At 70.3% G+C, this 18,821-nt stretch carries 17 protein-coding genes and 1 tRNA gene; 8 read left to right on the top strand and 10 right to left on the bottom strand.

Going from position 1 to position 18,821, the window contains the following annotated elements:
• Positions 1 to 2 precede the first annotated feature (2 nt).
• Positions 3 to 1,226, bottom strand: coding sequence for an arginine deiminase (locus QJ852_18305; GenBank protein ID WGX95104.1), 1,224 nt, complete (start codon positions 1,224 to 1,226; stop codon positions 3 to 5).
• 160 nt (positions 1,227 to 1,386) lie between these two features.
• On the opposite strand from QJ852_18305, the gene QJ852_18310 reads away from it, so the two are divergent.
• Positions 1,387 to 2,931, top strand: coding sequence for a YfcC family protein (locus QJ852_18310; GenBank protein ID WGX95105.1), 1,545 nt, complete (start codon positions 1,387 to 1,389; stop codon positions 2,929 to 2,931).
• A gap of 100 nt (positions 2,932 to 3,031) precedes the next feature.
• Here QJ852_18310 and QJ852_18315 read toward each other — a convergent pair whose 3' ends face one another.
• A complete protein-coding gene (locus QJ852_18315; protein WGX95106.1) occupies positions 3,032 to 4,630 on the bottom strand; it encodes a GAF domain-containing protein in 1,599 nt (532 codons plus the stop codon).
• Between the two features lie 339 nt (positions 4,631 to 4,969).
• Here QJ852_18315 and QJ852_18320 point away from each other — a divergent pair, with 339 nt between their 5' ends.
• The 5 genes from QJ852_18320 to QJ852_18340 all read left to right on the top strand — a co-directional run bounded on the left by QJ852_18320 (position 4,970) and on the right by QJ852_18340 (position 9,301).
• Positions 4,970 to 5,956, top strand: a complete 987-nt coding sequence (locus tag QJ852_18320; protein ID WGX95107.1) for a hypothetical protein — start codon at positions 4,970 to 4,972, stop codon at positions 5,954 to 5,956.
• Between the two features lie 180 nt (positions 5,957 to 6,136).
• Entirely contained in the window at positions 6,137 to 7,060 is a 924-nt protein-coding gene (locus QJ852_18325) for a universal stress protein (GenBank protein WGX95108.1), read from the top strand.
• A 10-nt stretch (positions 7,061 to 7,070) separates the two neighbouring features.
• Positions 7,071 to 7,919, top strand: coding sequence for a universal stress protein (locus tag QJ852_18330; GenBank protein ID WGX95109.1), 849 nt, complete (start codon positions 7,071 to 7,073; stop codon positions 7,917 to 7,919).
• Positions 7,916 to 8,464: a hypothetical protein gene (locus tag QJ852_18335; GenBank protein ID WGX95110.1), complete on the top strand. Its 549-nt coding sequence runs from the start codon at positions 7,916 to 7,918 to the stop codon at positions 8,462 to 8,464. The genes QJ852_18330 and QJ852_18335 overlap by 4 nt, the downstream gene beginning before the upstream one ends.
• Positions 8,465 to 8,686: 222 nt before the next feature.
• Positions 8,687 to 9,301 (top strand): response regulator transcription factor, encoded by a 615-nt coding sequence (locus tag QJ852_18340; protein WGX95111.1) that lies wholly within the window; start codon positions 8,687 to 8,689, stop codon positions 9,299 to 9,301.
• Positions 9,302 to 9,720: 419 nt separating this feature from the next.
• Here the strand turns inward: QJ852_18340 and QJ852_18345 are convergent, their stop codons facing one another.
• The 8 genes from QJ852_18345 to QJ852_18380 form a co-directional block, all read right to left on the bottom strand.
• Positions 9,721 to 10,452, bottom strand: coding sequence for a hypothetical protein (locus QJ852_18345; GenBank protein ID WGX95112.1), 732 nt, complete (start codon positions 10,450 to 10,452; stop codon positions 9,721 to 9,723).
• 182 nt (positions 10,453 to 10,634) lie between these two features.
• Positions 10,635 to 10,711 (bottom strand) — tRNA-Met (locus QJ852_18350).
• A 52-nt stretch (positions 10,712 to 10,763) separates the two neighbouring features.
• Positions 10,764 to 11,387, bottom strand: a complete 624-nt coding sequence (locus tag QJ852_18355) for a trimeric intracellular cation channel family protein (protein WGX95113.1) — start codon at positions 11,385 to 11,387, stop codon at positions 10,764 to 10,766.
• 45 nt (positions 11,388 to 11,432) lie between these two features.
• Positions 11,433 to 14,378: a UPF0182 family protein gene (locus QJ852_18360; protein ID WGX95114.1), complete on the bottom strand. Its 2,946-nt coding sequence runs from the start codon at positions 14,376 to 14,378 to the stop codon at positions 11,433 to 11,435.
• Positions 14,371 to 14,922, bottom strand: a complete 552-nt coding sequence (locus tag QJ852_18365) for a PPA1309 family protein (protein ID WGX95115.1) — start codon at positions 14,920 to 14,922, stop codon at positions 14,371 to 14,373. Before QJ852_18365 ends, QJ852_18360 begins: the two co-directional genes overlap by 8 nt.
• Before the next feature lie 17 nt (positions 14,923 to 14,939).
• A complete protein-coding gene (locus QJ852_18370; GenBank protein WGX95116.1) occupies positions 14,940 to 15,977 on the bottom strand; it encodes a PDZ domain-containing protein in 1,038 nt (345 codons plus the stop codon).
• Positions 15,978 to 16,004: 27 nt separating this feature from the next.
• The gene (locus QJ852_18375; protein ID WGX95117.1) at positions 16,005 to 16,313 is read right to left on the bottom strand and encodes a hypothetical protein; all 309 of its coding nucleotides are present in this window, start codon (positions 16,311 to 16,313) and stop codon (positions 16,005 to 16,007) included.
• 59 nt (positions 16,314 to 16,372) lie between these two features.
• A complete protein-coding gene (locus tag QJ852_18380) occupies positions 16,373 to 16,801 on the bottom strand; it encodes a molybdenum cofactor biosynthesis protein MoaE (protein ID WGX95118.1) in 429 nt (142 codons plus the stop codon).
• An 84-nt stretch (positions 16,802 to 16,885) separates the two neighbouring features.
• Between QJ852_18380 and QJ852_18385 the strand changes: the two genes are divergently transcribed.
• Together QJ852_18385 and QJ852_18390 are read left to right on the top strand one after the other, a co-directional pair.
• Positions 16,886 to 18,235 carry a zinc-dependent metalloprotease gene (locus tag QJ852_18385; protein ID WGX95119.1) on the top strand — a complete coding sequence of 450 codons (1,350 nt, stop codon included), beginning with the start codon at positions 16,886 to 16,888 and terminating at the stop codon, positions 18,233 to 18,235.
• Complete coding sequence (locus tag QJ852_18390) at positions 18,232 to 18,780, top strand: NUDIX domain-containing protein (protein ID WGX95120.1); 549 nt, start codon at positions 18,232 to 18,234, stop codon at positions 18,778 to 18,780. Before QJ852_18385 ends, QJ852_18390 begins: the two co-directional genes overlap by 4 nt.
• Positions 18,781 to 18,821 lie beyond the last annotated feature (41 nt).

The following is an 18,821-nucleotide window of genomic DNA, read 5'->3' on the forward strand; positions in this document are numbered from 1 at the left end:
GCTCAGATCCCCTCGCGCTCGATCGGACAGGTCATGCACCGCGGTCCGCCGCGACCGCGGCCCAGCTCGTTGCCCTCGATCGTGATCACCTCGATACCGTTCTTGCGCAGGTGGGTGTTCGTGGTGACGTTGCGCTCATAGGCGACCACCACACCGGGCCGGACCGCGAGCACGTTGCACCCGTCGTCCCACTGCTCCCGCTCCGCCGAGCGCACGTCCTGGCTCGGTGTGAGCACACGGATCCGGTCGAGCCCGAGCGCCGCGGCGATGGCGGAGTGCATCTCCTCGGGAGCGTGCGCGGTCACCGTGAGCTCCTTCTCGGTGTCACCCGGCTCGATCGTGTACGCCGGCAGCGAGCCGAGCCCCGCGTACTGGGTGAAGGTCTCCTCGTCGACCATCGTCATCACCGTGTCCAGGTGCATGAATGCCCGCTTCTGCGGCATCACGAGTGCCACGATGCGCTCCGCCCGGCCGGCGTCGAAGATCCGGCGGGCCATCCGCTCGACGCCCTGCGGTGTCGTCCGCTCGCTCATCCCGACCAGGACCGAGCCGCGGCCCAGCACCAGGACGTCGCCGCCCTCGGTCGTGGCCGGAGCTCCGGCCGAGCCGTCGGCCCACCACCGAAAGCCGGTCTCGGCGAACTCCGGGTGCCAACGGTAGATCGCCTCGTAGTGGACCGTCTCGCGAGCGCGGGCACGCTTGCGCATCGCATTGACCGAGACGCCGTCGTACACCCACGCCGAGGTGTCGCGGGTGAACAAGTGGTTGGGCAGAGGCGCGATGACGAAGTCATCCGCGGCCATCGTCTGCACCGCGACCGATCGCGGCTCCTCGATGTGCTCGAGCAGTTCCCGCTTGGTGAGACCGCCGATGAGCAGCGTGGCCAGTTCCGTGGCCGGAAGCGCGGAACCGAGATGGTGCAGCGCGTCGGCCGCAACAGGTCCGTAGGATCGCTCGTCGAACGTCTGGTCGAGCACGTGTCGCCGCGCCTCCGGGATCTCCATGGTCTCGGCGAGCAGCCGGTCGAGCAGGTGCACCGCGACGCCCTGGTCGCGCAGCACCTCGGCGAACGCGTCGTGCTCCTGCTTGGCGTGCTTGACCCACAGCACGTCGTCGAACAGGTAGGCGTCCTTGTTGGTGGGAGTCAGGCGCATCAACTCCAGCCCCGGCCGGTGCAAGATCGCCTGGCGCAGCGTGCCCACCTCGGAATCGACGTGCAGGTTCATGGGGGGATTCCTCTCTCGTCTCCTGGCCCGATCCTTCGTGGTTCGGCCCCCGGGGCGGAGGGGTCCTAGGTCCCGATGTCGCGGGCACATCGACCGATCACGGTGATGTTGCTGCGGTGCTTCCGTGGTGCGGACACGGATCTCACAGGAGGTACCCGCCATGAGCACTACCCATCGTGCGGAGCGACCGACCGCTCCACCACCCGACGGCGACGCCGCGCCGACACGTCGCAGCTTCCACTTCCCCAGCGCCTTCGCCGTTCTCTTCGGCGTCACGATCGCGGTGTGGCTGCTCGCCTTCGTGATCCCGTCCGGCACGTATCAGACGGACTCCGGCAGCGGGCGACCGATCCCCGGCAGCTACGCCACCTCCGACAGCGGCCTGTCCTTCGGCGATCGGCTCATGGACCTCTTCATGGCCCCGGTCAACGGGCTGTACGGCATCCTCAACTCCGACGGGAAGATCGGGCCCTACGAGTCCGGTGAGCTGTACGGCGCCGCTGGCGTCTTCCTCTTCGTGCTGGCGATCGGCGTGTTCATCACCATGGCCATGCGCACCGGCGCGATCGACGACGGTGTCGCCCGGGTCGCTCAGCGCATGAGCGGGCGAGGAACCGCGCTCATCGCAGTGCTCATGATCCTGTTCTCGATCGGCGGCACCACCGAGGGCATGGCCGAGGAGACCCTCGGCTTCTACGCGCTCCTGATTCCCTTGATGCTGGCCCTCGGCTACGACCGGATGGTCGCCGCAGCGACCATCCTCGTCGGCGCCGGCATCGGCGTGCTCGCCTCGACCGTCAACCCGTTCGCCACCGGTGTCGCTTCCGACGCGGCGGACATCTCGATCGGCGACGGGATCGGATTCCGGTTCCTGATGTACCTGGTCCTGGTCCCGATCGCGATCTGGTGGGTGACCCGCTACGCGCGGCGGGTCAAGGCGGACGCCTCACGCTCGCTCGTCGGTCCGGTGGCCGGCGACGACGAGCTCCGCGGACACGGCCTACGGGACGTCCCGCGCCTGACCGCACGCCAGAAGCTGGTGCTCCTCATCGTCGCGGCGACGTTCGCCTTCATGATCTTCGCGATCGTGCCGTGGGCACAGGTGATCCACGGCCCGGACGCATCCAGTTTCGCCTGGCAGCTCGACTGGTACTTCCCCGAACTCGCCGCCCTGTTCCTCGTCATGTCCCTCGTGGTCGGGATCGTCGGCGGCCTCGGTGAGCACGGCGTCAGCGAGGCCCTCACCCGCGGCGCCGGCGACTTCGTCGGGGTCGGCCTGATCATCGTCCTGGCTCGCGGCGTCACCGTGATCATGAACAACACCGAGATCACCGGCACGGTGCTGCATGCGATGGAGAACACCGTCAGCGGGACCTCGTCGGGTGTCTTCGGCGCTGTCATGTTCCTGATCAACGTGCCGCTCGCCTTCCTGGTGCCGTCCACGTCCGGTCACGCCGCCCTGGCGATGCCGATCCTCGCTCCGCTCGCGGACTTCGCCGGGGTGCAGCGATCGATCGTCGTGACCGCGTTCCAGTCCGCCTCGGGCCTGGTCAACCTGATCACTCCGACCTCTGCGGTCGTGATGGGCGGCCTCGCACTAGCGAAGGTTCGCTACGACCAGTACCTGCGGTTCGTCCTCCCCCTGGTCGGGATCCTGCTCGTGTTGGGTACCGCCGCACTCGCGCTGGGTGCCGTGCTGTCCTGAAGGGAGGGAGACCGTCCTGGGCCGCTCACCATCATGTGTCCCGGGCCGCGCTGGCGTGGCCCGACCGAGCGTGCGGACTCCGGGAGCGGGGCACGCACTGTCAGGGCCGACCGACGTTCCCGCGCGTCGGAACGGACCAGATCAGTGCCGTGCCGCCCGCCACACCGGAATCCACGGTCAGAGCCCCGCCCCGCTGCACCGCACGGGTCCGGATGTTGGCCAGCCCGCTCTCGGCCACTGCACCGGACATGCCCCGGCCGTTGTCACGCACCGTGAGCACGACCTGGTCGCCGGCCTCGAGCACCACCTGCACCGCCGTCGCCTCGGCATGCCGACTCGCGTTGGAGAGCCCCTCAGCCAGGACCGCGAGCAGGTCCGGGACCACCTCATCCGGGACGAGTGTGCGCACCGGGCCCTCGAAACTGAGCGACGGCCGGAACTTCAAGGTGGCCGCGGCGCGGTCCACCAGCCGCGTGACCTCGGCCTGGACGTCGCCGGCCGACTCGAGCGAGCTGAGGCCGAAGATCGCGCGGCGGATGTCCTTGATGGTGGAGTCGAGGTCGTCGACCGCCTGCTCGATCCGTGCCGCGACCTCCGGACGCTGAACCAGGCGAGTCGCACCCTCGAGCCCCAGCCCGACGGCGAAGAGGCGCTGGATGACCAGGTCGTGCAGGTCACGGCCGATCCGGTCGCGGTCCTCGAACACCGCTAGTCGCCGCTGGTCCTCCCGAGCCTCGGCAAGCTGCAGAGACAGTGCGGCCTGCTCGGCGAAGGCCGCGACGAGCTTCTCGTCGAGGGCGTAGTAGCGGTCCTCATGCTGCGGTGACCACGCCAGCGACAACGTGCCGCTCGTCTCGGCCGACGGGGTGAACGGGACGGTGAGCACCGGCCCCTCGCCGCCGGCACCTTCGGCCCCACTGTGGGCGAGCCGCAGTTGCTGCCCGTCCTCGGAGCTGGCCTCGACCCAGGCCGCATCGGCCCCGGCGAGATCGCGCGCCTGCGCCACGAGGTCGGCCACCGGGTCCTCCGCCGGGTCCGGGTCCGCCAGCGCGGGTCCGAGGGCTGCGGTCGCCAGTGCCCACGTCTCGCGGGTCGTGGTCTCCTCGTAGAGCCGGGCGTTCTCGATCGCGACACCCGCAGCAGCCGCCAGGGCGACGACGACCTCCTCGTCCTGGATCGTGAAGTCGCCGCCACCCACCTTCTCAGTCAGGTAGAGGTTGCCGAAGACACGGTCGCGGATGCGGACCGGGACACCGAGGAAGGAGCTCATCGGCGGGTGATGCTCGGGGAATCCGTACGACGCGGAGTGCTCGGCGATGTCGTGCAGTCGAAGCGGCTCGGGACGGTCGATGATCAGGCCGAGAAGGCCGTGTCCGGTGGGCAGGTCACCGATCTCCGCGGCGAGCTCACCCGAGATGCCGTGGTGGATGAAGGTCCGCAACCGGCGCTGGCGACCCGCACTCAGCACCCCGAGGGCGGCGTACTGCGCATCGACCAGACGGCTCGCGATGGCGACGATCCGGGACAGCACGCCGTCGAGGCTCAGGTCGGCCGAGATGGTGACGACCGCGTCCAGCAGGAGCTGCAGCCTCGCCTGCTGGTCGAGGGCGCCGTGCATCCGGTCCCGGACCTCCCGGACCAGTTCCTCGAACTCCACCTGGCTCAGGTCGACCTGCTGCTCAGGCTGCGCTGCCTCCACGAGTCAGACGCTACTCCGCAACGCAGCCGAAGGGCCCCGGATCGGCCGGACCCGTGCGCCTGTCCGCCGATGTCGACCGCGTCGACATCGGCCCGTGTTCCGCTCCGTCAGCGACCCCAGCCTCTTGTCGAGCGAGGACGGTGCGGCCAGGACGGGCGCGGGGCCCGCTCGTCAGCCCCGGCGTTCCTGACCCGCCGACTCGTCCGTCCGGCTCACGGAGGCTGCGCTCGACCGCTCACAGACGGGACTCCGCTCCCACGACGTGAGGACCTTGTGCCCTGCTGCGACCGTCCCGGGTCCGGCAGCGTGGAGGTTCACGGAGGACGAGGGGGACCCCGCATGACGAACCGGCTCGGGAAGCGCACGGAGGTGGCGCCCGGCGCTGTCATCGAGCGCCTGGTGTCGCTGGCGTGCCTGGCGCCCAGCGTCCACAACACCCAGCCCTGGCTGTGGCGCTACGACGGCGGCGTGCTGGAACTGCGTGCCGACCTCCGGCGCAGGTTGCCGGCCGAGGACCCTCGCGGTCGCAACCTCACCCTCAGTTGCGGCGCTGCGTTGCATCACCTGCAGTTCGCGGCGCGCGCCCTGGGTTGGGAGACAGCCGTCGATCGGCTGCCCACGGGTGCTCCCGACACCGTTCTGGCTCGGACCGTGGTGTCCCGCACCGTCCACCGCACCGTGACCGGCGGCGACATCGACCTGCTGCGCGTCCGCTGCACGGACCGGCGCCGGTTCACGGTGTGGCCTGTTCCGCCCGACCGGCTGGACGAACTATGTCGTCGTGCCGGTCTGTGGGGCGCACGCGCGGAGGCGGTCACGAGCGATGCCGCACGGTTCCGACTCGAGCTCCTGGCGAACCGGGCCATCAGTCTCGTCGAGGTCGAGGGACGCCGCCTGCTCGAGCAGGACCTGTGGATCGACCGCGACGGTCCCGACGGCATCCCGCTGGAGCTGCTGCCGGAGGACCCGGACCCGCTCCAAGCCCGCTCCCGCTTCCAGCCGGGGGTCCTGGAGGACACCCGGCTCGTCATCCACGGCGGAGAGCGTGTGATCGCCCTCGGTGGCGACGACGACGACGTGGGGAGCTGGCTGCGTAGCGGTGAGGCGATGAGCGATGTCTGGCTCGAGGCCACGCGCGCCGGCATGTCTGTCATCCCGATGACCCAGCCCGTCGAGGTGGAGAGCACGCGGCAGGAGATCGCCAGGACGGTGCTCGGGTCCGGGTTCGAGCCACACCTCCTCCTCCGCGTCGGCTGGCAGGCGATCGGGCGACGAGACCTCCCCCGCACGCCCCGTCGCCCGCTGCAGGACGTCCTCCTGCGATGAGGCCCGACCGAGGTGGGCGCCCGCCCGGTGGCGGAAACGATCGGCCTCTGAAGCCCCCACCGCTCCGCGGGGTCCGAGCTCTCGACCGCATCATCTCGATGGTGCCGCGGGTCGAAGGTCCCACCAGGTCCGGGGCATCGGCCCGTACCGGCGCGAACGGCGCCGGACGACGCTGGATGCATGCCCGTTGACTCCATCGATCCCGTCCCCCCGAACAGCATCGTCGTCGCCACCGACGGCTCCGACGACGCCGACCGCGCTGTCGGTTGGGCCGCCGAACAGGCCTTTCTGGAACGCCGGCCGCTGACCGTCGTCACGGCGGCGCACGGCCCCGAGGTGCCGACCGCCGCCTGGAGCGCCACGAGCGCCATGTACTCCTGGGATCCCGGACAGGCGCTGCTCGACGCCCGCGCGATGGCCCAGGAGGCCGCCGACGTGGCACTCCACGTGCACCCTGGGCTGGATGTGACGGTCGTGGCCCGGATCGGGGACCCGCGCCACGTCCTGGTCGAGATCTCCCGCGACGTGCCGCTCCTCGTCCTCGGATCCCGCGGTCGGGGTCCACTGCGTAGCAAGCTGCTCGGGTCGGTCAGCGCCGCGGTGAGCCGGGACGCCGGCTGCCCGGTCGTCGTGTGCCGCCCCCAGCATCAGGACGAACGGGCTCGGCAGGGCGTCCTCGTCGGTGCCGACGGCACACCCGAGTCGCTCCCCGTCGTCGAGTTCGCCTTCCAGCAGGCGTCGCTGCTGAACCTGCCGCTGACGGTCGTGCACGCCGTGTGGGACGAGGTCGGAGCCGTGCACGGTCCCGTGATGGTCTCGCCGCGCGAGACCGGCCTCGACCAGTACCGCGTCCTCCTCGGCGAGAGCGTCGCCGGAATCACGTCGAAGTACCCCGAGGTCCGCGTCGACCTCCGTCTCGCCCGCGGGATGGCCGAGGACTGCCTGAGCGACACCGGCGCGCTGTGGAACCTGATCGTCGTCGGGCGGCACCCGGTCGACTCCCTGCTGCGGCTGGTCACCGGGGCCGTCGCCACCACCGTGGTGGAGCGATCGCACACCACCGTTGCCGTCGTACCGCAGGCCGACCCACGCGTCGAGAGCTGAGGTGGCGACCATGAAGACCACCACAATTCGGCCGGCCAGCATCGTCGTCGGTGCCGACGGGTCGAAACACGCGGCCCGTGCGATCGCCTGGGCTGCGCAACAGGCCGCCCTCGAGCGACGGCAGCTCGTCGTCCTCACCGTCGACGAGGGTGCCGCCCGCCGCCACAACACCGAGGCCGTGCAATTGGCCCGAGAGATCGCCCCGGACATCGACGTGATCGGCCTGGCTGCCAGCGACGACCCGCGGGGCCTCCTCGTCGAGCTCTCCCACGATGCGCACCTGCTCGTCGTCGGCTCGCGCGGACGCGGCGCCGTGCGCAGCATGCTGCTGGGCTCGGTGAGCGCGACCGTCAGCCGACTCTCCTCCTGCCCCGTCGTCGTGTGCCGCCCCCGTGCCGAGGTTCACCAGGGCAAGGGCGTACTCGTCGGCGTCGACGGCACCGAGTCCTCGATCGCCGTTCTCGACTTCGCGTTCGCCCACGCATCTCTGCGCCACCAGCCGCTCACGGTGGTGCACTGCGTGTGGGACGTCATCGCGGCCGTCGCGGGTCTCCGCGATGTGCGCGTGAAGGACGTCGACCTCGGCCCCGAGGACGAGGCACACCTGCTGCTCGCCGAGACTGTCGCCGGCTACGCCGAGAAATACCCCGATGTCCCCGTCACCCTCCGTGTGACCCACGGGCTGGTCGACGAGGTACTCGGCAGCCACACGGCCGCCTGGGACCTCGTGGTCGTCGGCCGTCATCCGCCCGACACCGTCGGCCGCATAGTCACCGGTTCGATCGCGACCGCCGTCGTCGAGCGAGCACGTACGACCGTGGCCGTCATACCCGAGCCGACCGTCGTCCTGCCGTCATGAGTCAGCAGACGCCCAGCGCCCTCGTCGTCTACGAGTCGCTGTTCGGCAACACAGCGCTGGTCGCGCGGGCGATCGTGCGGGGTCTGCGCGCAGCGGGCCTCGACGCCCACCGGGCGCCGGTGAGTTCTCTGGAGTCGACAGGGTCAGGCGACATCGACCTGCTGATGCTCGGCGCCCCGACGCACGCCTTCTCACTCAGCCGCCCCCGAAGCCGGTCCGACGCCGTCCGTCAGGGCGCACCGCCGGACCGGGCGGAGTCCGGCGCCCGGGAGTGGATCCGCAGTGTCAGCCCCGACCGGTTCGGGACCAGCGTGGTCGTCGTCTTCGATACCCGGGTGGCGAAGGTACGCCGCTGGCCGTTGGCAGCGGGCAGGACCGCGGGCCGGCTCCTGCGCCGCCGCGGCTTCCATCTCCTGCGCAAGCCGGAGGCGTTCCTCGTCGACGGCGTGCGAGGTCCGCTGTCCGCGGGCGAGGAGGAGCGCGCCGAGCACTGGGGCCAGACGATCGGCGCGGCCTTCCTCGCCGATCAGCACCACAGATCCTGAGCGGGAGTCGCCCTCCGGGCATCGTGGACAGGAGCTCGACTCGATCGATGCCCAGCTGGCACCGGGCCCCGCCGTGGTTCGGCTGGTCGACGCAGGACCAGTGGCCGGGGACAGATGCCGACTGCCGCAGGGCGCCCGGACCGACGGCCGAGTCCTCGATGACCGGCCGCGCGGCGCTGCGCAGGGCTGGCACAACGACCACGGCGGGAGTACAACGGGTGAATGGAGGGCTATCTCTCTCATCTCCGACGGGTGTATCTGGTCGACGACCACGACATCGTCCGACGTGGAGTCCGCGACCTGCTCGTCCCTGCCCGGGATCTTCAGGTCGTCGGTGACTCTGGCTCGGCACGGGAGGCTGTGCCGGAGATCCTTCGGCTCGGGCCGGACGTCATGCTCCTCGACCTCCATCTGCAAGATGGCACGGGCATCGAGATATGTCGCGCCGTACGATCGGAGAATCCCGCGATCGCGGGGCTTCTCCTCACAGCGGCCGGAGACGACGAGGCCCTGGCGGCCGCTGTCCTCGCCGGAGCCGCGGGATACGTCATCAAGGTGAGCCGCAGCAGCAACATCATGAACACAGTCCGACGACTGCAACCGGGCAACACCCTGATGGATCCCGACAGCATCGAGCGCGCCTCGCGACTGCTCGAGTCGATCACCGAGAGCCTGACACCGTCGGCGACCGACACCGAACGCCGAATTCTCGATCTCCTCATCGAGGGTCGGACGGACAGCCAGATCACACAGGCGTTGGCGGCGAGCGAAGCCGACTCCGCGAGGAAGATCGCTGACCTCGTCGCACGCCTGACCCAGGCATTGCTCGCCGCATAGGGCTGGTCCGACCCCGCGGCGCCGAGGGGGCGTGGCGGGTCAGCGACTCACGTCTTCGTCCAAGCCGCTGCCTCCGACCGGAAGCGCGGTTGATCTCGTCGGACTGGTGGATGATGAAGTTGCGGTTCGTCGGGCAACCGGTGGGCCGCCTCGCCCCGCTTCATCATGCGCGAGCCCCGGCCTCTTGGACGAGGTCCGGCGGCGAGGTACGCAGCGTTGCGTCCAGCCTCTGCTTCGGGCTGCCGCGGCTCTCGCGGTACGACTCAGCTCAGCCAGATCGACATCGTCGGTCGCGTGGAAGATCATGGACGCGGAGTTCCGCCGACCGTCACTTGTGGAACCAGATATCAGCAACCGAAGTCATGAGCACAGGAGTTCGCATTCTGGCTCCATCACCCGGATGTCTCGACACGCCGGCGTCAGGCGGGGTAGTTCACATACCCCTTGCAGGATGCGGGCTGCTGGTCGTCGACGGTGCGTAGGTACTCGACATCGATCCGGATGGCGCGGCCAGGGAGCGCGTCTGGGTAGGTGGAGTCTCCCCCGATGACCTTGCCGGCTGCGTCAAAGCAGACGGCAGCGACGCGCAATCCTTCAAGCTCGGCGTCGGTTTCGTTCGTGAAGCCGAATGAGACGGTGTACCCGTTGCCGTACTGATCCTTTGCGACTGATTGGGCCTCAAGTACAGGAAGAGGCGCGGAGTACTCCTCACCAAAGGACTCGTCGCCAATAGTCACGACCGGATCGATGCTCGTTGCGTTTGCACCGGGAGTGGCGTCGAGCGGCGCGAAGATCGGGTAACCGATCTCCTGCCCGACCCAACTGAACGTCTCGATCTGTTCTTCGCTCGTGAGGATCTTCCCCCCGGCGTCGAGAACGTTGTAGGAAACAGTCACGAACTTCCCGACCGCGTCAGCGTTGTTCGCGCGAACCAGAACGATGCCCTTGCCGTACTCGCCGTCCTGGACGAACGCGTGGTCGACGATCTCCGCGTCGGGCCCTGTCTCTTCCGGCTCCTCGGACTCCTTCTTCGTGGACGAGATCTTGTCCCCACTGTCGGAGCCGGCTTCGTGAGAGTCGGTGTCGCTTGCACCGCACGCGTTCAAGAGCAACGTTGCGGCCGCCGCGGCAGCAAGCAGGGGGATACGCATGGGCGGGATCATAGATGCGGCGGAGGGCAGCGTTCCGTCGTTTGCTGGAACTTGGATTTCTGCGTGCCGCGATCTCACCATCGATCCCAACAAGGACTACCAGCCACGAAACCCGAAATGAAGAACACCCGGACCTACGTTTCTGTAGGTCCGGGTGTTCGCGATGTCCTGCGACATCACATTGGTAGCGGGGGCAGGATTTGAACCTGCGACCTCTGGGTTATGAGCCCAGCGAGCTACCGAGCTGCTCCACCCCGCGTCGGTGAACCCAACGTTAGGGCATGGACCCAAACCGCACCAAATCGGGGCGTTCAGGACGGGGGCGGGGGCGGTCCCAGGCGGGGTACGGGCGCCTGCCAGCCGCGGTGGACGGCGAGCAGCCGCCAACCGATCGTGACCCCCGCGGCGGGCGCGGCCATCAGGCCGTGGTCGACGCCGAGCTCCGCGCCGGTGGCCGCGATGGCGGCGCCGGCGAGAGCCGGGATGGCGTAGAGCTCGCCGAACCGGAAGATCACGGGGACCCGGCCGGCGAGGAGGTCGCGGATGATGCCGCCGCCCACACCGGTGACCATCCCGAGCGCGGCGGAGGGCGCGGGACCGAGGCCGTACTCCTGGGCCTTCAGCGCGCCCGCGACGCAGAACAGCCCGAGGCCGAAGGCGTCGAAGACCGTGATCACCCGCTCGAGGCGGCCGACAGCGGGATGGAGCCAGAAGGTGACCAGGCCGCCGACGACCGGGACGAGCAGGTAGCGCCAGTCGGCGACGGCGGGCGGCGGGACGGCGCCGATCACGACGTCGCGGATCACACCACCACCGAGCCCGGTCGCCATCGCCAGCACGATGACCCCGACGATGTCGAGCTGGTTGCGCACGGCCACCAGTCCGCCGGAGATCGCGAAGACGAAGATCCCCAGCAGATCGAGGGTCAGCAGCATGCGGCGATGATGCCGCATGCTGCTGTTCCGGGGGGAACCGAGCCGCTACTGGTTGTCGCGCTCGTTCGCCAGCTTGACGGCCTCCTCGACCGCCTTCTGCGCGAGGTCGAGCTGCTTGGCCCACTCGGCCGTGTCGTTCTTGGCCTGTGCGTCGGTCGCCGCCTTGAACGCCTCGTCGGCCTCGCGCAGCGCCGCCGCGATCTGCTCGTCCAGGGTGCCGCTCGGCTCCGGCGGCGTCTCCCCGCCAGGCTCCCCAGGCTCGCCGGGCGTACCCGGCTCGACCGGCGGCGGAGTCGGCTCCCCCGTCCCGAGATCGACATCGAGCGCATCGCCCAGCGCCTCGGCCAGGTTCTGGCCGATCCCGACCTGCTCGCCGTACTTCACGATGACGAACTGGAGGATCGGGAACGCCGACGCCCCGGTCGTCCGTACGGCGTACACCGGCTGGATGTAGATCAGGCCGCCCTGCACCGGCAGGGTCAGCAGGTTGCCGAAGCGCGGTGGCGTCGCACCCTGGACGCGGTACGGCGTCAGCGCGTCGACGACGTCCTTCTCCTGCTGCATCTGGTTGGCGACCTGCCCGGGACCGGGCGTGTTGGCGTCGGTCATCTCGAGCAGCCGCAGCTTGCCGAAGTTCGGCGAGTTCGCATCCGAGTTCACCTGGACGTACGACGCCAGGGTGCCCTTGCCGCGCGGCACGAACACCGAGGTGAGCGACCAGTCGTTGGTGCCGTCGACCCCGGTCGAGAACAGCCGGTACGGCGGCTGGAACACCTGGCGCTGCGCGTTCGGGTCCTCGGGGACCTCCCAGCGGTTGTTGGCCGAGTAGAACTCGCCGGCATCGGTGACGTGGTACCTCGCGAGCTGGTAGCGCTGGACCTTGAACAGGTCCTCCGGATAGCGCAGGTGGCTCTTCAGCTCGGCCGGGATCTCCGTGTTGGGGGTGACCGACTCCGGGAACACCTTCATCCACGTCTTGAGGATCGGGTCGCTGGTGTCCCACTCGTAGAGGGTGACCGTGCCGTCGTACGCGTCGACGGTCGCCTTCACGGCCGAGCGCATGTAGTTGATCTCGTCGGTGGGGATGGTCTGCAGCCCGGTGTCCTGCTGCTGCGAGTCGTCGATCATCGCGTCGAAGGACTCGCGCTGCGCGTTGGGGTAGCGGTCCGTGGTCGTGTAGCCGTCGAGGATCCACACGATCTTGCCGTCGACCACCGCCGGGTACGGGTCGCCGTCGACGGTCAGCCAGGGCGCGACCTTCTCGACCCGCTCGGTGGGCGTGCGGTTGTAGAGCACCTTCGAGTTGCCGTTGACCCGCCCGGAGAGCAGGAAGTTCGGCTCGCCGAACTTGATGGCGTACATCAGCTGGTTGAAGGTGCTGCCGACCGACACACCGCCCTTGCCGTCGTACGTCGTGCGCTGGTCGCCCTCGTCGGCGTCGGTGTTGGCGAGGCCGAGCTCCACACTCGAGGCGTCCTTGCTGGCCTTGCCGACCACGGAGTACGACGGGCTCTGCTCGCCGAAGTAGATCCGCTGCTCGAACTCCTCGCTCTTGGTCAGGTCACTGGCACCGCTGGTGCCCGCGCCGCTGATGCCCTCGGCCCACACGATCCGGCCGTTGACCTCGCTGTCGGAGATCCGGTTGGCGTAGGCGGCGATCAGGCCCTCGCCGTGGGTGTAGACGGTGTGCAGGTTGGACCAGTTCTGGTCCGAGGAGTTGATGCCCGACTGGTCGAGCTCGCGCACGCCGAGGACCAGCGGCACCTCCTGGCCGTCGATGGTGTAGCGGTCGACGTCGAGGACCGAGGCCACCGAGTAGTAGGCCCGGACCTGCTGGCGCTGCTGGAAGGTGTCGCGCACCTGCTGCGGGTCGACCACCGGCGTGGTCGACAGCTGCCCCAGCACGGTGTTCGCCTCGGGGGCGGTGGTGTCGTTGACCGGCGTGCCCTCGTAGCGCTCGCTCTCGACGCCGCTGAGCCCGTAGGCCTCCCGGGTGGCGTCGATATTGGCCTTGATGTAGGTGTTCTCCTTGTCCGCCTCCGACGGCTTCACCTGGAAGTTCTGCACGATCGCCGGCCAGATCATGCCGAGCAGCACCGCGGAGAGCGCGAGCAGCGCGAGGCCGACCGACGGCAGCTGCCAGGTCTTGCGCCACACGTTGAGGAAGAACAGCACGGCGCAGATCAGCGCGACACCGACGAGGATGTTGCGCGCCGGAAGCATGGCGTTCTCGGCGGTGTAGTTCATGCCCGTGAAGAGGCGGTGGTCGTCGGTGACGAGGTCGTAGCGGTCGAGGAAGTAGTCGACCGACTTCGCCAGCACGAACACGCCGAGCAACACCGAGATCTGGACCTGGGCGGCCGCGGAGAACCGGTCGTGGGAGACCTGGAGCCGGATACCGCCGTAGAGGTAGTGGACGACGGCCGTGGCGATCAGCGACACGATGGCGACGGCCATCACGAAGTCGACGACGAAGTTCCACCAGGGCAGGTCGAAGACGTAGAAGCCGATGTCCTTCTTGAAGTACGCGTCCTCGCTCCCCCAGCCCTCGCCGTTGCGCCACAGCAGGAAGGTGCGCCACTGCCCGATCGCCGAGGTGCCGGCGAAGATGCCGACCACGACGCCGACGCCCGCCAGCAGCCAGCCGCGGATCGGGGTGACGGCGTCGCGGTAGCGGTCGACCCCGTCGGGACCGGCCATGACGAACATCGGCCGGAACCGGAACGCGAGGTACATGTTCAGCGCGACGATGCCGCCCATCAGCGCACCGAACGCGAGGAACAGCCCGACCCGGGTCCACAGCATCGTGCTGAACACGTCGCCGAAGCCGACCTCGGCGTACCAGAGGCGGTCGGTGTAGATGCCCGCGAAGGCGCTGAGCAGGAAGAAGCCGATGATCAGCACCACCCCGGTGATGACCAGGGCGCGGGTACGGCGTCCCGGCCGCTCAGGTGCGGGGCGCTCCGGCTCCTCGTCGAACAGCTCACTCATCGGTCTCGTCCTCCAGCAGGGTGGCCCGGAGCAGCTCGATGAGCCCCGGCACCAGGTCGTTGCCGCCCATGACGGCACTGTCCTCGTCGTGGCTGCGCATCCGCAAGGCGCAGTAGCTCGCGCCGTACCGGGTGACCCCGGCGACGATGCGGACCTCCTCGGCGTCGGGGTGCTCGCGCGCGAACTCCGCCGCGGCGACCGGGTCCTCGGGGACCTGACCGTCGGCGGCCGGCGGCAGCACCAGGCGCTCGACCACGGCGGCGCAGCCCGCGACGACGTCGGGCCACTGGATGCCGGGAAGCACCTCCTCCAGCTCTCGGCCGGGCGGTAGGTCCTCCTGCTCGACCGGCGTCAGCGACCCGCGCTCGGCGGGGGCGTCCAGGCCGAGCTGCGCGGCCAGTGCCGGCTCCTGGGCGACCAGGCGCGCGGTGTCGACGAGGGCGTACAGGCGCGCCGGACGATCCCAGCCCGCGCTGGCGTGGTGGCCCTCGAGCTCGAGTACGGCGGCGGCCAGGGCCGGGTCGACGTCCAGTTCGTAGTCCATCGGTGGTCCTTGCTTCGTCAGCAGCTGGGCAGGGCGGCGTCGGGGTCGTCGACCCACGTCTCCAACGCGACCCGCGCCTCGTGCATCGTGGTCGCCTTCACCAGGCGCAGGTCGGGGTCGAGGCCCTTGACGTCGGTGCAGTTGTCCTTCGGGACGAAGAACAGCTTCGCGCCGGCGGCCTGGGCGCCCGCGATCTTCTGCTCGATGCCGCCGATGGGGCCGACCTTGCCGTCGGTGGCCAGCTCGCCCGTGCCGGCGACCGTCGCGCCGCCGGTCAGCGAGCCGGGGGTGAGGGTGTCGTAGATGGCCAGGGAGAACATCAGGCCCGCGCTGGGGCCGCCCACCGTCGGGTCGACGCGCAGGTTGATCGTGAACGGGAACTCGTAGCCCAGACCCAGCGAGACGCCGACGCGGGGCTTGCCCTCGACCTGCTCGGGCTTGATCCGGACGGTGAGCTCCTTCGTGTCGCGCAGGATCCGGAACTCGACCAGCGAGCCGTCGTCGTGCTTGCGGACCGCCTTGACGACCTGGTCGGCGTCGGTGACCGGCTCCCCGTCGACCTCCTTGAAGACGTCGCGCACGAGCAGCTTGTCCTGGGCCGGGCCCTCCTCGTCGACCCTGGCGACCTGCACGGCGGTCGGCACCTGGTAGCCGAGCTCGGTCAGGGCGACCGCCTTGGCGACGTCCTGCGAGGTCGTCATCTGGACGGCGCCCTCGGCCTTCTCGTCGGCCTGCGTCGTGTCCGGCGGGTGCACCACGTCGTAGGGCAGGATCGCCTTGTCCGGGTCGAGCCAGCGCGACAGCGCCTCGCCCAACGACAGCTTCTGGCCGTACGACGACGCCACCACCGTGGTGAACCGGATCTGGCCGTCGTCGTAGTAGGCGTCGTGCCCGTCGACCTGGATGACCTCGGCCTCGTCGGCGTCCTTGCCCAGGATGTCGTACGTCGGCCCGGGGCTGTACGACGCGTACGGCAGCGGCACCACGAGCGCGATGCCGCCCAGGATCAGCACCAACGGCGCCGCGACGCACGCGGCGATCAGGCGCTGGCTCATGGCGCCTACCTTGTCAGATGCGTCCAATCAGGATGCGCGCCGGTCGTCCGTCACAGGCTCCTCCTGCACGACCGCGCCCTCCTCCTCCCGATCGGGGAGCACCACCGGCCGGCTGCGCGGGGCCCGCAGGGCGACGCCGGTGTGCCGGTCCGGCTCCCGCTCGGGCGCGGCATACCCGGGTCGCGAGCGCTGCTCCCGGGTCAGCGCCTCGCCGAGGCGCCGGGCGGCCGTCTCGCGGTCGACCTCGCCCCGGCCCTCACGGCCCCACCACGCGACCCACGCCATCGAGGCGAGGGTGAGCACGGCGGCCGGCAGCAGCCAGAACAGGATCTCCACTCCCCGAGCGTAGGTCGGGCCCGGTCACGGTCCGGTCAGGACACGCGAGGCGTGGGCACTCAGGGTGAGCCGACCCACTCGTCGGAGCCGTCGGTGAACCGCTGGTGCTTCCAGATCGGCACCTCCGCCTTGAGGGTGTCGATGAGCGCCCGGCTGGCCTCGAAGGAGGAGCCGCGGTGACCGGCGGTGGTCGCCACCACCACAGCGAGGTCGCCGATCTCGAGGTCGCCCACCCGATGCACGGCGGCGAGCGCCGTGACGTCGTACTCCTCGGCGATCCGGTCGCAGACCTCCCGCAGCCGGTCGAGGGCGGAGGGGTGGGCGGAGTAGGACAGCCCGGTGACACCCTGGCCGTGGTCGTGGTCGCGGACCCGGCCGACGAAGAGCACCAGGCCACCGGACGCGGCGTCGTCGAGAACGTCGAGCACCGCGCTGACGGAGAGCGGCTGGTCGGAGATCGCGACGAGGCGCACAGCGGGGTTCGTCATGCGGCTCACTCTAGGAGGCACCCCGGGGTCCGGTCAGGGCTGTCCCCGACACCGCCGGTTGGCGATCGGGCGTAGTTTTGGGTCATGACCAACGATCCGGGAACCCCGGGCGACGACCAGCCGAACCCGTTCAAGGGCACGCCGTTCGAGCAGATCTTCGGTGCCCTCGGCGGCGCGCTGGGCGGTGGAGGCCCGGCCGGCGGTCCCGGCGGCGGCATGGCGTTCTTCCAGCAGCTGCAGTCGCTCATGCAGCCGCACGACGGCCCGCTCAACTGGACCGCCGCCACCGACATGGCCCGACAGGCGATCGCCCAGGAGCCGGACCCGTCCCCCACCGGGCGCGACCAGGACCGGGTCGCCGACGCCGTGCGCCTGGCCGACCACTGGCTCGACACGGCCACCGGCTTCCCCTCCGGCGTCGGTACGACGGCCGCCTGGAGCCGCGCCGAGTGGCTGGTCGAGACCCAGCCGGTGTGGCAGGTGCTCGTCGAGCCCGTCGCGGCGCGCTCCGTGACCGGCCTGTCCAGCGGCCTGCCCGAGGAGATGAAGGCGGCCGCCGGACCGCTGGTCGGCATCATCGGCCAGGCGGTCGGCGGGATGATGGCGATGCAGATCGGCCAGGGCCTCGGCGCGCTGGCCGGCGAGGTCCTCACCGCCTCCGACATCGGCCTCCCCCTCGGCGCCCCCGGCAAGGCGGCGCTGGTGATGAGCAATGTGCGCGCGTTCGCCGAGGGCCTCGACGTCACCGAGGACGATGTGGTGCTCTACCTCTCGCTGCGCGAGGCCGCCCACCAGCGGCTGTTCGCCCACGTGCCGTGGCTGCGCGAGCACCTCATCGGCGCGGTGACCGACTACGCCCGCGGCCTGGAGGTCAACGCCCAGCAGATCCAGGATCGGGTCCAGGAGCAGTTGCGCGGCATCGACCCCACCAACCTGGAGGCGATGCAGGGCCTGCTCGAGGGCGGCATGTTCGACCCGCCGCAGACCGAGGCCCAGACCGCCGCCCTGTCCCGGCTCGAGATCGCGCTGGCGCTGGTCGAGGGCTGGGTCGACGAGGTCGTCGGCCAGGCCACCGCCGAGCGGATGCCCGCGGCGGCCAAGCTGCGCGAGGCGGTCCGCCGCCGCCGTGCGGCCGGGGGCCCGGCGGAGCAGACCTTCGCGGCCCTCGTGGGCCTCGAGCTGCGCCCGCGCCGCCTGCGCGACGCCTCGACCCTGTGGGGCGGCCTGCGCACCCGGTCCGGCCAGGAGGCGCGCGACGGCGTGTGGATGCACCCCGACCTGCTCCCCACCGCCGCCGACCTCGACGACCCGCTGTCCTTCCGCGACGAGGCCACCCGGCCCGCGGCGCTGAGCGAGGACGAGTTCGACGCCGAGCTGCGCAAGCTGCTCGACGGCCCCGACTCCTCCGACTCGCCCTCCCCCGAGGCCGAGTGACGCTCCATGCGGACGCCCTCGGCGTCCTGACGCACTGGCGCGCGCCCGACGCCGCCGAGGAGGCCCTCCGGGTGCGGTATGTCGCACACCTACGGGCGCGTCCGGACGGCATGTGGCGGTCGGCGTACCCCGACCACCTGACCGCCGGCACCCTCGTCCTCGACGCCACCGGCGAGCGGGTGCTGCTCAACCTGCACCGCAAGGCCGGCCGGTGGTTCCACTTCGGCGGTCATGCCGAGGAGGGCGACCCGACCCTCGCCTCCGTCGCGCTGCGCGAGGCGCACGAGGAGAGCGGACTGGCCGAGCTGGACTTCCACCCCGAGCCGCTCCAGCTCGACGTCCATGTCGTGCCGTTCTGCGACCCGCGCGGCGGGGTGAGCCACCTCGACGTCCGCTACGCCGCCCGCGCCCGCCCCGGCGCCCGGGAGGCGGTCAGCGACGAGTCCCTCGCCCTGCGCTGGTGGCCCCTCGACGACCTGCCCGAGCTCGAACCGGCCATGCACACCCTCATCGCTCGCGCCCGCGCGGTGCTTGTCGCGTCGTAGCGTCATACGTTCTGTGGGCTTGAGCCCACAGAACGTATGAC

Source organism: Nocardioides sp. L-11A, assembly GCA_029961745.1.
Lineage (GTDB): Bacteria > Actinomycetota > Actinomycetes > Propionibacteriales > Nocardioidaceae > Nocardioides.